Origin of the sequence: Paraburkholderia sp. GAS42 (assembly GCF_050436565.1) — a bacterium.
In the GTDB taxonomy this organism is placed as follows: domain Bacteria; phylum Pseudomonadota; class Gammaproteobacteria; order Burkholderiales; family Burkholderiaceae; genus Paraburkholderia.
In genome coordinates this window covers 1-13,886 of record NZ_JBNDML010000030.1, presented here as the reverse complement: position 1 = coordinate 13,886, position 13,886 = coordinate 1, and the positions used below count along the sequence as shown (strand labels likewise).

Genomic DNA, 13,886 nt, shown 5'->3' with positions numbered 1-13,886 from the left:
TCGTACATTGCGGAAACGTAACTCGTACATAAGTCATATTTCGATCGTACTGCCGGAAGCCCATGCCACGCGTCACACTTAAGTACCATCTATCTCAGTTGCCGGTACCGCAATTCTGCGCGGACGCGCGACCAATTCCCTAAGTCCCGGTCATTCGACTTGGTGTCCGTACTTCGACACGTAGCGGACGCGCTCTATTACCGAATGGTCAAGCAGTACAATTGACGCCCGCCGAATGCCCGTTATCCAGCCCCCCGTGAGATCCCGGCAACGTTCCTGCCATAAGGGTTCGTCCTGAGCTTGCACGATTGGCGAGATTGCTCATATACTAATCGCGCAACCAATCGCCCTGATGTGGCAAGATTCACGCGGTGACCATACGGCCTACGAGCGAACGCCCGTAAAAGCTTTAGCAAGTGCACTCCGTTTCGCCAGAAACTTGAGTTCAAAGGCGGTAGCCCATTCATTGCGACTCGGCTACGCATTCAGAAAATCCCAATCGTAAGCCGGATCTTGTGTCGGCGCCTTTGCCGAACAATTTTTGTCTTCTCGATAATCTCTGTGACCGCCCCCGTGCTGCATGGCGTTTGGGAGGTCATCAAGCCTTGCGCGCCAGCGCTTGGCAACAAATTCAATCCACAAAACTTCAGCTAGCTAAGGCCCGGCCGCGCCTTTGTTCGCGTTGTAGCAGTCAAGCGGCAAGGCACGGGTGCGCCCGTACCGAAGGGCGTACCTGCGCCCTGGTCTCTCGGATGAGCGGTATTTTCTGGTCTTGTCGAAGGCGCCGGGTCACGGCTGCTGCCTGCCCTCCGGCTACTTCGTGCAGTCTCACGGAACAGGAAGGAGAACGATGTCCTTAGACGACTTGATCGCCCGTTTGAGCGAGCGATACGATGAATGTCCACCCACCAAGGTACGACAGCGACGGAGGAAAGCGCCGCTCGACGAGTTTCTTCCACAAATGCGCAGTTTCACCATGCGTCGCGTTTACGCTCCCGATCCACGGGAATTCAGCCTTAGCAAGCTTTCGGACGCAATTGAGCGTGATTCGAGCCGCCGGTTTTGCGCCACCGCGATTCGAAAGGCACTGATCGAACACAAGCTCTATCAACTGTGGAGGCTATAGCGTGTCTATAAGCAAACTCGCACGCGAAACGATCGCGAGCATCACCGTACATGGCGCCTCGAAACACGAGCTTGGTGAACTAGATCAAATTGTGATCCGCTCCATCGGAACCGAGCGGGCCTACCGCACGGCACTCACAGGTTACCTGCAGTGGCTGATTGACTACCGTGTGCCTCTGGAAGATGGATGCCTTGGCCCCATGATGCTTGAGTTCCTAGACCAGTATGCGGAGGGGCACGCACAAAAGTCGGTGAACCAGGCCAAAAAAATGTTGGAGAAAGTCTATTCAGTCAGACTCCCTCACATTGACAGCAGCGTGGAACCAGTTGTTCACGGAAAAGCGTACGGCTTCGATGCCGTAACACAGACGCTTAGACGCCAGACGGAAAGAAATCAACTGTCGACGCTCTTGTGCTACGACGCCGGGCTGCGTGCCCACGAATGCATCACCTTGAGCGAGCGATCCATGAACGAGCCCTCCCCTCATCGAACCTGGTCCAAAGAATGCTTTTTGGGGCGTACCGACTATGTGATATTTGTTGTCACTGGAAAGGGGGGGCTGAGGCGCGAGGTGGCCATTTCGCTGGAACTTGTTGAAGAATTGATGAAACGGAAGAGACGGCAGCCAGTCATCGTTCGCGACCGTGAAATCGATCACATCAGTTATTTTGATATCGGTGGCGGACAGGCGCTCTCCGCGAGTTTCAGTCGAGCAAGCGAGCTTGCGCTCGGCTGGAGCCGTGGACTTCATGGCTTGCGACACAGCTTTGCCCAAAACCGCCTGCGGACTTTGATCGAGCTGCTTGGACCCCAACGGGCATTGCAGATCCTGAGTGAAGAGCTTGGCCATTTCAGAAGTGAGATCAGCCTCGCCTACCTCGTCGGACGTTGAGCAGCCGTGAAAAAGAGCTCCCTTCCACCCGGCCTTCGCGTGAGGAAATCGACTGCGGGCAAGACGTTCTACTACCTGAAAACCAGTTCACCGCAAGAGGTTCCGCTGGGTCGAGACAGAGACAAAGCATTGCACAACTGGCGGGCGTATCAACTTGGTCTTTATCACCAAAATCAGTCGATAATGTCACCGGTGTCGCTACTTCAGTGCTTTCGCACGTGCGAGATTCCACTGCGTCAAGACGTTGCGCGCCCTGCACTGATCAGACAGGTCACGGCGTTGGAACGGTATTTTGTCGACTGTGACTACGTTGATTTGACCGGGCTTCCCGATGCTAGTCGCTACCTCGCTCATCGGGGAACACACCATTCACTACGCGCGGGCGCAGAAATTCGTCTTTTTATTCATATATGGACATGGGGGCATAAGCACTCACTCATCGACCGGCCTGACTGCCCCTGGAAGTCGGACGATGTTCGGGCCTTGATGGACCAGATTCGCGGGCGAGAACTAGGAGACGCGCTGAGATTCTATGGGAGCAATCGTGAGATACCGCAGCGAGCGGGCGGTCAAAGCGACCAGTACGATTCCACACAAAATCGGACAGGCGGCCCCGCCGACGGACAAGATGTTGCCTCCCTAATCTCATACGCGGCGCGACGACTAGTCCGTGACGGTCGCCCTGACTTGGCGCGGGCGCTTACTCAGTTGACCATTGACCAAACACCTCTAGTCCTCGAAGCCATTCAACACCCTCGGGACTCTTGTCCTACCGAATTGATTCTGGGCACCGACCGTCGTGAAAAACTAAGAGCGCTCAAGAGCAAACTTGCGCGCGAGAAAAAGAGTCTTCAAGATGACTGACTTGCCCACTTGCCTAAGGATCACGGGCCCCTGCGGGTTCGCCGGATAGCGCGTGTGGGCTGGAACAGCGCCTGCTGACGGGCTTAATGGAGTCATCCAATAGAGACAATAAAGAAATCTCTTGATAAAAATTTCTACCTGTCGTACGCTCCAACTGCCGCCTCTGCGGAAGCACTCCCCGATGAATGCGCAGCTTCGTTGAACTTTGTGACGGACTTGGCATATCGAAATCAATCGAAAGATTCTTCTTGCGTACACCATTGCGCGGGAGAATCGTGCGTCATCTCACGCACGCAATCCCGTTATTAGGGATTGGTTCATCTAATAAGTAAGTCGTTTGGGTCGTCCTTCGCCCAACGCACATCCGCACCATACAAAAAATTGACCGTTTGACCGCGATGGCGCACGCCGTCCTGCATTGCTTCTTGCTCGCAGGAACGAGCCAACCCATTAGGGGTCTGGCCGACTTCGTCTGACGCGCCGATCGACTGCCCGCCTCAATCAAATCAACTGGGTCAAGGAACTCGATCCGATAAGACATCCACTATTTTGTAGTCCTCAATACATGTAACTCGTGGCTTAGCAGCCAGCACTCCATGAATCGACCAGCACACAAGGTCAAAGGCGCTTTCCCGGAAAGGGACATGGACGCTGCCTTTGTCCGCGTGTTTTCTGGTCCAAAAAAGCCCGATCTAGCGTGCTTCGCGAGCACGTACCACTTTTCCACATTCCGACCTTAGGAGGTCCCATGGCTGCTGCTGTCAATAACTGCATTGATTCCTACCCACGTCCCGATCCGCGCAAGATTGCGGAGGCGCTCAGGTTCAAATGGGGCCCATTGCCACTCTGGCTAATCGAAGCCAAGGCGCTCGACAAGACGCTGTACAAAGCAGTAAAGAGAATCGACAAGACAGAGCATCTGCGGTTGTTGAGCAATGATGAGTTGAAACTGCGCAAGACCGTTACTTACCGGAAATGGGTGAAAAAATTGTCCCAATCCATCTACCATCGCGAGACAGCGTGGGGTGTGCAAACCATCCATGATGCGTCGTGGACGACGGCGGACGAGTTTTATTGGATGCTTGAGCTTCCCTGCTTTCCTTATGCGATCGCGGAGGACCCGCTGATCACGAACGACGTTTACGACCGCATGGCTAACTACGCGCTTGACATTGTGCTGACGGATGGACTCCGCCAGATCGTCGCTTCAGATTACAGCGGGCCCGGCTACGCAAGTTTGGATGAGGGTAGCGAGTATCTCCAAGGAACTGTCATGAGAATTTCGGGTGACGCCAACGAAGCGCTCGATCCAGACGGCGTCAAGAATGACTTGGACGCGCTCATTCGGCGTGGCCGGTTCGACAAGCAGTTTCAGGCACTTACCGAGGAAACTAAAGCCGTCCACGCCGAGCTTCTGACGCAACGATTGTCGCGCCGGTAGTCCCTCCGCCTAGACGTTACCGAGTTGCCTCGCGAGCGCCCGCTGCTAAAACGATCATGCAGCGAGGCGTTCGCCGCAACCCCACATCGGTCCTAGTCACGCAATTACTGTTGAAGCGGTTACAAATAGAACTAGCGATCAATAACTCCGTTCAGACGAGACAGTCTCGTCAGCGGATTCGTATCGCCACTACCACGTTTCCGACTCGGAGGAAGCTTTGAAAAATTACCCGTTTAACCCGGCGGTTCGAATCAGAAAACCCGTTGCGGCAATCGACCTGGGCTTTGGAAACGTGAAGGCCTATGCAGAAGGCGCGGATGGTCACGTGTCGACGACTTTTTTTCCTTCGTGCGTGGAGGAGCTAGACGCTTCGTCCCAGTTGGCCCAATTTGCGAAAGATCTTCCGAATAAGGACAGGGAAGTGCATCCCATTGTGGATGGAAGGCAGTACCGGGTCGTCATTCAATCTGGGGCACTTCCAGCGATTGCTCGCCCTACTCCTGTCGATGATTTTCAGCAAAGCCCGCACCACAATGCTCTTGTCGCGGCGGCCTTGCACACCTTGGGATACACCGAACTTGACGTTTTGGTGGTAGGCACGCCGTTACACACCTTTACGCTCCACGCAGCAGAACTACGCCGTCGGTTCGAAGGCACGCACGACCATGGCCTGGGCATCGTTACGATCCGTCAAGTTATCGTGCTTCCACAGCCGTATGGGACGCTTCTTCTCGCTCAAAATACTGGCAAGATTCCCGCGGACCCAACGCTTTCGACGGTCGTTTTCGACGTAGGTTTTCGGTCTACCGATGCACTTTGCGCCACTGGTCTGCAAGTCGACGCGAAGCGCAGCTATGGAGTACCCGTTGGGATGTACTCCCTATATTCGCGATTCGCCGACGTACTCCAGAAGGAATTCGGTCTGCGCGTCTCAAAATTGGAGCGCATCGAGTACGCACTGCGCACTAACACCAAGCTCGTCTTGAGAGGCAACGAGGTGGATGTCGCTGCACTTTGTCTACCGCAGGTCCAGCCGATGATTGACGAGGTTGTAAAGACGATAAAAGGTCGCCTTGAGACAGACGAAGACATCCGTATCGTTCTAACCGGCGGCGGTGCAAAGTTCTTCGCGTCCGCCGTACAAAATGTATTCAATGGCACTCCGATCGTGATGATGGATGATCCGTTGAACTCGAATGCAAAAGGGTTTTTGCTCGCTGCAAAGGCAGCATCGGATCAACACGCTCGCACACTGATGACAAGACGGATCTGAGCGATACACCCACGACGGGGAAAAGATGAAGCGAACGAAAGAGATAGCCGTACCGCAGAAAACAGCAGGCGCGGACGAGGAAGCAATCAGGACTACCATCACCATTAGTCGATATGGGAATCCTCGTCTTCACGCCGCTGCACGCGCCGCGGGATCACGAAAGGACCAAACTCCAGCAATGATCAAACAGCTCGCGGAAGAGGCTCTATATCTTCGCGAATTGCGCTCTTCGGGGCAAGTAGTCATCCAGCTTGGCGGAGACTATGCCACAACCAGCGCCACACCCATCAAGAGCGGTGAGACAGTGAACATGTTGGACGGCGGAGAGATCGCTGCCGCAATAGCACAGTTTGCAGCGCCAGGGTAAGCGCAAGTGGGCGGTAGAGCTATGTTGCCCCAAACTTAGTGGAGCGGTGAGCGATTTACGCCTCACCGGCGATGACTGGTAGCACGACCGCAGCGAGACAACGACTCACTAAAATCTCGCGCAAATCCGGAGCCAAAATGAAGGTCAGACTTGATGAGTGGCTGAAACGGGAATTTGATCCGCCACCGGCGATTCGAACAGCCAGACTCTGGATCAATGCCGGCAAGATCTATCCAGCGCCGGTGAAGGTCGGACGGTCGTACTATGTCGAGCAAAACGCCGTCTTTCAGGATGGAACCGTTCGCCCGCGCCTTGCACAACGAATCCCACAATAAATATGGCTGCCCGACCACGCATACGACGTCGCGCCAACTGGCCCGATAACCTGCACGAGCCGCGCCCTGGCTATTACACGTGGCGCGATCCGCGTGACGGTAAAACACACGTACTCGGCAGGATCGATCTCGCGCTGGCTATCTTTGAGGCGCAGGAAGCCAATGTGGTGTCGGCCAATGGGAAAGTCTCGAAGACGCTCTCCGAGCGCATCGAGACACCCCGGGAAACGATCGCCGATTTGCTCGAGAAAATGCCGACCGCTGGCGTGAAGAAGTCGACCATCGACAGCCGAAAATACCGGGATCGGATCATTTGCGCCACCTTGGGCGATATTCCCTGCATGGAACTGACGACGAAACACATCGCCGACATGCTGGAGAAGTTCGAGGCGGAAGGAAAGATGCAGTGGGCAGTCCAGATCCGCAGCCGCCTGAAAGCGATCTGCAGACGTGGCAAGGCGCTTGGCTGGATGAAAGAGAATCCGGCGGACGACACCGAGCGCGCCAAAGTGACTGTCAGACGCCGCCGCATGACGCTCGCAGACTTCAATGCCGCCTTCGAGAAAGCGCCCGAGGTTGCCCCGTGGCTACAGAATGCGATGCTGCTGGCCATCGTATCCGGTCAGGATCTGTCGACCATCGCTGGCTGGGAACGATCTTTCAACGTCGATGGTCACGCGCTACTGAAGCGCGGCAAGACCGGCGTGCGCATCGCGATCCCGCTCGAGCTGCGCATGGACGCGGTCAACGTCTCGCTGGCCGAAGTCGTCGCACGCTGCCGGGCGACAGGTGTTGTCAGCAAATATCTGATCCATCACGTGCGCAAATATGCGAGCGCGGCAAAGGGGTCACGGATCAAGGCGAAGACTGTCTCGGAGAAGTTCCTCGAGGCTCGCCGGCTTGCTGGCATCAACGATGAAGAGGCGCCCACATTCCACGAAATCCGCAGTCTCGCGAAAAGGCTCTACATGGCACAAGGCAACGTCGATACAAAGGCGCTGCTCGGCCATATGACCGATGCGATTGCCGACCTGTACGCCAATTCGCGAGGACTCGAACCGATGAAAGTCGGAATAAATATCAGCTAATTTGCTACTGGCGAGGCCATTTACTTCAAGACTTCGATTGATACAGCGTGGCTGCAACTACCGCCCGGCAAGACAGCCTTGTAGCGGTCGAAGATAACAATCTCAGGATGGTAGCTGCAGGGGTAGCGGCACTCCGACGACAACTAATGAATGATGTGTCCGTCGTCGAGTTTGTAGACCTTATCGTAGACCGCATTAAATTGGTCACCGTTGCGACAGTAATTCTGTCAACTCGCGACGAGGCGGCGTTCGCGTAATGGTCCAGCCTTGCTGGACAAGCGTTCGGACTACGCGAATTAAATTTGAGGTTGACCCGCTTCGACGGACAGATTTGCAGTTGCGATCGATGTGCGGTTTAGCCTCCATTGAGCGATGAGTCGCGGGTTGTCCACGGGCGGGCGGCGGGTCGCCTATTACGACCATGACGCCGCCCGACGGTGGACAACCCGCATGTTGGAGCGATTTGCTTTTTTATGTGCGACTCTTCGAATTCGAGCGGTGAACGGTAGCCGATGCTGCTATGTAAGCGTCGCACGTTGTACCAGCCCTCGAGGAACCAGAACAGACGGCGTCGGGCCTGTTCATGGGTGTCGAAGTGTTCGCGCGCGAGCAACTCCGATTCGAGTGTGCTGATGGCAGACGGACCGCAACGGTGAAGGTCACTTCGTGCGTCCATCCGATACCGGAATGTGGTGATTACCTGCACCAGGTGACGTGCCGGGTAATGGATAAAGCGTCGCTACAGGCTTGAAAGAATTGATCGCAGTTAGGCATGGGATGGCCTAACTTAATGGGTCCTTCTTCAGCATGCTGGCCCGTGCGCGAAGACGAAGACAACGCCGCGCATGGCACGCAGAAAATCACGGCGTTTGTAACGTCCCGTCCTTCAACCTCGTCTGGGTCCACGTCGTGACAGTGTTATCGCACGGATATTTGGCCGCCTCGGTTTCGTCAATTTCCACGCCCAACCCCGGCTTGTCATTGGCGTAGACGTAGCCATGCCGAAACTCGGGAAGTCCCGGGAAAACGTCGAGCAATGCGGCTCTCGGGCCTTTTAGATCCTGGATCACAAAGTTGGGAGGCTCGGTGCCGGACCACTCCTGCACACCGAAATTGCGGGAGGCCAGATCGATGTGGATGTTCGCCGCGTGGGCCATCGGCGACATGTCGCCCGGACCGTGCCACGCCGTCCTCACACCGAACTGCTCGGCGAATATCTGCAGCTTTCGCCCCGCCGTGATGCCGCCGATCTGACTCAGGTGCACGCGGATGTAGTCGACCAGCCGTTCGGTGATCAGGAAGCGCCATTCGTACGGGTTGTTGAACAGCTCGCCCTGCGCCAACGGCGTGGTCGTCTTCGCGCGCAGCTGCCGGATCCATTCGCCCTCCTCCAGCGCGATTGCGTCTTCGAGAAAGAACAGATCGTACTGCTCCAACTCGCACGCGAAACGGATCGCTTCGACCGGCTTCAGACGTTCATGTACGTCGTGACACAAGGCGATGTCGAAGCCGATCTTGCCGCGAATGCCGTCGAACAGTTTGAGCGTCTCGCGCATGTACTTCCTGCTGTCGAGATACACGCCGTCCGCCGAACCTGACGGCGCATTCGTCGGCGCCTTGCCATAGCCGCGCCCGCCATAGCCCCCGCTCTGACAGCGAATATGCGTGATGCCCTGCTCGCGATACTTCTGGATGTTCTCGCAAAGCTCGTTGAGGTCGCGGCCATCCGCATGCCGGTAAATCGGCACGCCTTCACGGCACTTGCCGCCAAACAACTGATACAACGGCATATTCGCCAGCTTGCCCTTGATATCCCACAGCGCCATGTCGACGCCGGAGATCGCGTTATTCTCGATCGGCCCGTTACGCCAGTACGCATTCTGATGCATCAGTTGCCATAGCTCCTCGATTGCCTCGGCATCGCGACCGATTAGCAGCGGCCGTAGATACTCCTCGATGAGGCACTTCACGGCGACGTGCCGGTAGGCGAACGTCGCGCATCCGAGACCGACCAGACCAGGCTGGTTCGTCTCCACCTTCACGACGATCAGGTTGATGCCTTCCGGCGCGGTCAGGATGACCTTTACATCGGTAATCAGGGTTGCCATTTTCAGTCTGCCAAAAACGAATCAAGGAAAACAAAGCTGCTCAAGTGGAGCTTCACGTGCGATGCAGCGACAGCGGCGCTTCACGCTTCGCGCGCTGATCGGAATGCGCGGGCACGGTTATCATCAGGATCACGGAGAGCAGCAAGCCGCCCGCCATAAAGATGTATGAAGCCGCCGGGCTGCCGGTCGCGCCGTTCAGATAACCCACCACCCACGAACCCGCGAACGCACCCAACGCACCGCATGCATTGATCAGCCCGATCGCGCCGCCCAGCACGTTGCTCGGAATCAGCTCGGGCACCAGTGCGAAGAACGGGCCATACGGCGCGTACATGCTCGCGCCAGCCACGACCAGCAGCGCGAACGAGATCCAGAAATGCGAGCCGCCGATCAGGTACGAAGCGACGAACGCGATGGTCCCGACGAGCAGCAATGGCCACACGAACAGCTTGCGGTTGCGCGTCTTGTCCGAAAGCCACGACGCGAGCAGCATCAGAATGATTGCCGCAAGATACGGCACCGCCGCGAGCCAGCCGACCGAGACGATATCGATCGTCGACGCGGCCTTGAGAATCGACGGCAGCCACATGATGAAGCCGTACACGCCGATGCTCCACAGCGCGTGAATCGCGCAGAACTTCATCACGATCGACGAGCGGAACGCCGACTTGTAGTCGCGCACAGGGGCGATATGCGCCTGCTCCGACTTCAGACGTGCGTCGAGTTCGATCTTCTCCGCGTCACTCATCCACGGTGCGTCGGCCGGACGATCTTTCACCGTGAACCACCACACCACTGCCCAGACAAGCGCGGGGGCGCCTTCGAAGACGAACATCTCGCGCCAGCCGAAGCTGCGCACCAGATAACCCGACACCACCGACATCCACAGCACCGTCACCGGGTTGCCGAGAATCAGGAACGTGTTGGCGCGCGAACGCTCGCTGCGCGTGAACCATCGGCTGATGTACATCAGCATCGACGGCATCACGGCGGCCTCCACCACACCGAGGATGAATCGCAGCGCCATCAGCATCGGAATGTTGCTGACCAAGCCCGTGGCCGCGGCGCACAGTCCCCATAGAATCAGGCTGAAGAAGATCAGCTTCTTGACGCTATTGCGCTGCGCGTAGATCGCCCCGGGCACCTGGAACAGGCAGTAGCCGAGAAAGAACAGCGAGCCAATCAGCGACGACGTGCCGTGCGTGATGCCGAGATCCCTGTCGATCCCGGCCGCCGCGGCAAAGCCGTAGTTCGCGCGGTCGAGATAGGCGAGGCTGTAGGTGACGAAGATGATGGGCATCAGATACCACCATCTTTGGGGTGCTACGGGCTTGACACTTTCCATGATGTCTCCAGATCGGTACGGCGCACACAACGATTGACTAGCGCGAGTCGTTTTATTGTTCTGCTGTACTCGCGTGGGCCTGCATTCAAATCGGCTTCAAAGTACGGCGAGCCAGCCGCCGTCCACGTATATGATCTGACCGTTCACATAGCTCGACGCGGGCGACGCGAGATACACCGCCGTGCCGACGAGCTCATCCGGTGTGCCCCAGCGTTGCGAAGGGTTGCTGCTTTTCACCCACGCATCGAAGGCCGCGTTCTCGATTAGCGGCTTGTTCATGTCGGTCAGGATGTAGCCCGGACCAATCGCGTTCGCCTGGATGTTCGAGACCGCCCACTCGGCGGTCATTGCGCGGGTCAGCATCTTGATGCCGCCCTTCGCCGTGGTGTACGCGCCGACTGTCGCCCGCCCTGCTTCGCTCGTGAGCGAGCCGATGTTGATGATCTTGCCGCCCGTGCCGCGCGCGATCATGCGACGCGCCGCCTGCTTCGCGACGATGAACGCGCTGGTCAGGTTCGTGTCGATCACGCGCTGCCAGTCGCTCAGTTCAAGATCGACGAGCGGCTTGCGGAACTGGATGCCCGCGTTATTCACGACGATGTCAATCTGCACGCCGTCCCTGTCCCACTGCGCGAAAGCCTCGGCGACGGCCACTTCATCGGTGACGTCGAAAGCACGGCCCTGCGCCTGGTAGCCCGCGCTGGCCAGCTTGCTGACCGATTCAGCGACCCTATCCGCACGCGTGCCGTTGAGCACGACGCTGGCGCCCGCTGCCGCCAATCCCTCGGCCAACGCGTAGCCAATACCGCGTGCCGAGCCGGTGACAAGCGCCGTGCGGCCGCTCAGATCGAATAGATGGGTCATGCTGGGTCCTCTGTGTGATCAGGAAAACGGCGCGAGTGCGCCCATCGCGACGGCTCTGCGCGTCGCGTTTCAAGTGGGTTAGATCCGCTGCTACCGTGACAGGACTGCGTCAGGCGGGCTGATCGTTGGCGGTATTGTTCAATGCGGCGCGGTCTTCGAAATCCTGCTCGGCGCGCTTGATCAGCGTCAGCACGGCCTGTTCGGCGGCTTCCGGATCGCCCTGCTCGATCGCAACGCATAGCGCCTCGTGCATCGGCAGCGAACGGGCCGGACCGCCCGCGATTTCGGAACTGAGTTCGAAGCTCGTGCGCAGGATGGCCGACAGCGCGTTCTGCATCTGCTGGACGAACTGGTTGTGACAGGCGGCAAGGATGGCGCCGTGAAATGCGAGGTCGGCGGGGACATATTCGCCGTGGCCGGCCACCGCACGCTCCATCGCCTTGAACGCGCGGCGCACGGCGATGCGATCTTCCGGCGTCGCGCGTTTCGCGGCGAGCTTGGCTGCGTTCGGCTCGATGATCAGCCGCAACTCCATCAGATCTTCGATGAGCCCCGGTTCGATCGCGCCGGCGCGCGCACGCCAGGTGATCACGTCGGGATCGAACAGTTGCCATTGCGCGCGCGGCAGCACGATCGTGCCGTAACGGCGACGCACCTGCAGCATGCCCTTGGCCGAGAGCGACTTCATCGTCTCGCGGATAGTGATGCGGCTCACCTGCATCTGTTCGGCGAGGATTGGCTCGGCCGGCAGGATGTCACCGGGCATGAATTTGCCTGAACAGATCTGCTCGCCCAGCTGATTCAGGACCTGCCTGTGTAGCGTTACCACGATATACCCTCTAAGTCATACGTATGATGTAGAAAGATAAGCGCTGCGGGATGTTTGCGCAACTAGGGTTGACCCTTGAGGCCAATTCGCGCGTGCGGATACAAATGAGTACTACATGGATTAGAGTCATGCCTGCGCGCCCTAGGGGCTCATGGCGGGGACGCCGCGGCCGATCGCATCAGTCGAAGCATGCGATAAGTTTCTGCACGACTGGAAGATTATTGACGCCGCCCACGCGAGCTTTTCGGCTGCAAATGGATAGGTTTCGGCGAAAAAATAGCTTAACGGACGGCGGGCGCCCAAGACGGAGGGCGCTCCAACGGAGGCGTCGGGATTGGTTACCGGTGCTGAGCTTCGGCTTCTATCGACGGCAATGCGGAGACTTCAAATGCTGGCCCAACGTTTTGCGTCCGGGTGGAACTCCGGCCGGCTAATGGGTGTCCGCTCCTGAACGGCAGCAACAGGTCGAGGGTGTGCAGAAACGTCGCTGACGGCGCACCGCGCTTGAACGTCGCTGACAGCTTGGGAGCGGCCACTGAACCGCTTGACCCGACGGGCCGAGCCGAGGGTCCATGTGCCGAAAATCGATCTTCAGGTTCTTGCCAGCGTTATAGGTGACCAGGTCGGCGGGAGCGCCATCCTCGTCGTTGGTCATTGCGGCATCGAACAGCCGGATTACCTCCTCTTCCTGCGTCGTGTCGATGGCATAGGCGGTCGCGCGGCCACCGTTTCGCCGGATTGTGGCAGCAACCTTCTCCAATTTCTCGAACGTGCGTCCGGCGACCAGGACGTGACGATTGTTGGCTGCATAGCAACGGCTTATCGCCGCCCCAAGACCATCCTCGGCACCGATACCCACAACTACAGCCTTGGCAAGTGACATAAACAACTCCTGGCATCCTGCACTCCGATCAGGGAACAACCTACTCAGCGGTCGAATATCGCGCCTTGCTTGGCCGGTACGCAATCCGCCAGAGCATGAGTCGCAAGGGGAACTGTTGGGATAATGCGCCGATGGAAAGCTTCTTCCATACGTTGAAGACGGAACTGGTCATGCACTGCGACTACAAAACCCGCGATCAGGCACGCGCCAGCCTGTTCGAATATATGGAAGTGTTTTATAACCGCCAGCGGCGTCACTCAACGATTGGTTACGAGGCACCGCTGCCCTTTGAAACATTGACCAACGCCAAATTCAACGTGTCCACGGTTCGTGGGTAAGATCAAACGCCGCCTCATGCGATGTGCATATGCGTCCCCCGCATAGGGCAAGAATCGGTACCACTTTGTGCCAAGTTGCTTTCAATCGTCCGTCTTTCGGGGTCTCATTGCAGCCGCAGGCCACCCGCCCGAA

11 protein-coding genes and 1 pseudogene are annotated in these 13,886 nt (G+C 57.6%); 6 read left to right on the top strand and 6 right to left on the bottom strand.

The annotated features are described in order from the left end of the window. Positions 1–1,127: 1,127 nt before the first annotated feature. The 5 genes from P3T16_RS31180 (at position 1,128) to P3T16_RS31160 (ending at position 7,386) form a co-directional block, all read left to right on the top strand. Positions 1,128–2,018, top strand: coding sequence for a hypothetical protein (locus tag P3T16_RS31180; protein ID WP_429345172.1), 891 nt, complete (start codon positions 1,128–1,130; stop codon positions 2,016–2,018). 1,612 nt (positions 2,019–3,630) lie between these two features. Beyond that, positions 3,631–4,323: a hypothetical protein gene (locus P3T16_RS31175; RefSeq protein ID WP_429345171.1), complete on the top strand. Its 693-nt coding sequence runs from the start codon at positions 3,631–3,633 to the stop codon at positions 4,321–4,323. Between the two features lie 217 nt (positions 4,324–4,540). Beyond that, positions 4,541–5,596: a hypothetical protein gene (locus P3T16_RS31170; RefSeq protein WP_429345170.1), complete on the top strand. Its 1,056-nt coding sequence runs from the start codon at positions 4,541–4,543 to the stop codon at positions 5,594–5,596. A gap of 504 nt (positions 5,597–6,100) precedes the next feature. Next, positions 6,101–6,298: an excisionase gene (locus tag P3T16_RS31165; protein WP_429345169.1), complete on the top strand. Its 198-nt coding sequence runs from the start codon at positions 6,101–6,103 to the stop codon at positions 6,296–6,298. A gap of 2 nt (positions 6,299–6,300) precedes the next feature. Next, positions 6,301–7,386 (top strand): tyrosine-type recombinase/integrase, encoded by a 1,086-nt coding sequence (locus P3T16_RS31160; protein WP_429345168.1) that lies wholly within the window; start codon positions 6,301–6,303, stop codon positions 7,384–7,386. Positions 7,387–7,741: 355 nt separating this feature from the next. Here P3T16_RS31160 and P3T16_RS31155 read toward each other — a convergent pair whose 3' ends face one another. The 6 genes from P3T16_RS31155 to P3T16_RS31130 all read right to left on the bottom strand — a co-directional run bounded on the left by P3T16_RS31155 (position 7,742) and on the right by P3T16_RS31130 (position 13,415). Beyond that, on the bottom strand, positions 7,742–8,062 hold the full coding sequence (locus P3T16_RS31155) for an integrase core domain-containing protein (RefSeq protein ID WP_429345199.1): 321 nt from the start codon (positions 8,060–8,062) through the stop codon (positions 7,742–7,744). A 184-nt stretch (positions 8,063–8,246) separates the two neighbouring features. Continuing rightward, the gene (locus tag P3T16_RS31150) at positions 8,247–9,494 is read right to left on the bottom strand and encodes an enolase C-terminal domain-like protein (protein WP_429345167.1); all 1,248 of its coding nucleotides are present in this window, start codon (positions 9,492–9,494) and stop codon (positions 8,247–8,249) included. 52 nt (positions 9,495–9,546) lie between these two features. Continuing rightward, positions 9,547–10,839 carry an MFS transporter gene (locus P3T16_RS31145; RefSeq protein ID WP_429345166.1) on the bottom strand — a complete coding sequence of 431 codons (1,293 nt, stop codon included), beginning with the start codon at positions 10,837–10,839 and terminating at the stop codon, positions 9,547–9,549. A gap of 96 nt (positions 10,840–10,935) precedes the next feature. Next, positions 10,936–11,703 carry an SDR family oxidoreductase gene (locus P3T16_RS31140; RefSeq protein ID WP_429345165.1) on the bottom strand — a complete coding sequence of 256 codons (768 nt, stop codon included), beginning with the start codon at positions 11,701–11,703 and terminating at the stop codon, positions 10,936–10,938. A gap of 109 nt (positions 11,704–11,812) precedes the next feature. After that, positions 11,813–12,532 carry a FadR/GntR family transcriptional regulator gene (locus P3T16_RS31135; RefSeq protein WP_429345164.1) on the bottom strand — a complete coding sequence of 240 codons (720 nt, stop codon included), beginning with the start codon at positions 12,530–12,532 and terminating at the stop codon, positions 11,813–11,815. Between the two features lie 430 nt (positions 12,533–12,962). Further along, positions 12,963–13,415 (bottom strand): SDR family NAD(P)-dependent oxidoreductase, encoded by a 453-nt coding sequence (locus tag P3T16_RS31130; protein ID WP_429345163.1) that lies wholly within the window; start codon positions 13,413–13,415, stop codon positions 12,963–12,965. A 14-nt stretch (positions 13,416–13,429) separates the two neighbouring features. Here P3T16_RS31130 and P3T16_RS31125 point away from each other — a divergent pair. Continuing rightward, positions 13,430–13,753 (top strand): annotated as a pseudogene (locus P3T16_RS31125) (IS3 family transposase); the annotation flags it as partial. Between the last annotated feature and the right edge of the window lie 133 nt (positions 13,754–13,886).

Excerpts from the sequence above, each read along its gene's own strand:
- P3T16_RS31150 (WP_429345167.1), bottom strand. The coding sequence starts at position 9,494 with ATGGCAACCCTGATTACCGATGTAAAGGTCATCCTGACCGCGCCGGAA.
- P3T16_RS31140 (WP_429345165.1), bottom strand. The coding sequence starts at position 11,703 with ATGACCCATCTATTCGATCTGAGCGGCCGCACGGCGCTTGTCACCGGC.
- P3T16_RS31175 (WP_429345171.1), top strand. The coding sequence starts at position 3,631 with ATGGCTGCTGCTGTCAATAACTGCATTGATTCCTACCCACGTCCCGAT.
- P3T16_RS31160 (WP_429345168.1), top strand. The coding sequence starts at position 6,301 with ATGGCTGCCCGACCACGCATACGACGTCGCGCCAACTGGCCCGATAAC.
- P3T16_RS31165 (WP_429345169.1), top strand. The coding sequence starts at position 6,101 with ATGAAGGTCAGACTTGATGAGTGGCTGAAACGGGAATTTGATCCGCCA.
- P3T16_RS31155 (WP_429345199.1), bottom strand. The coding sequence starts at position 8,062 with ATGGACGCACGAAGTGACCTTCACCGTTGCGGTCCGTCTGCCATCAGC.
- P3T16_RS31130 (WP_429345163.1), bottom strand. The coding sequence starts at position 13,415 with ATGTCACTTGCCAAGGCTGTAGTTGTGGGTATCGGTGCCGAGGATGGT.
- P3T16_RS31145 (WP_429345166.1), bottom strand. The coding sequence starts at position 10,839 with ATGGAAAGTGTCAAGCCCGTAGCACCCCAAAGATGGTGGTATCTGATG.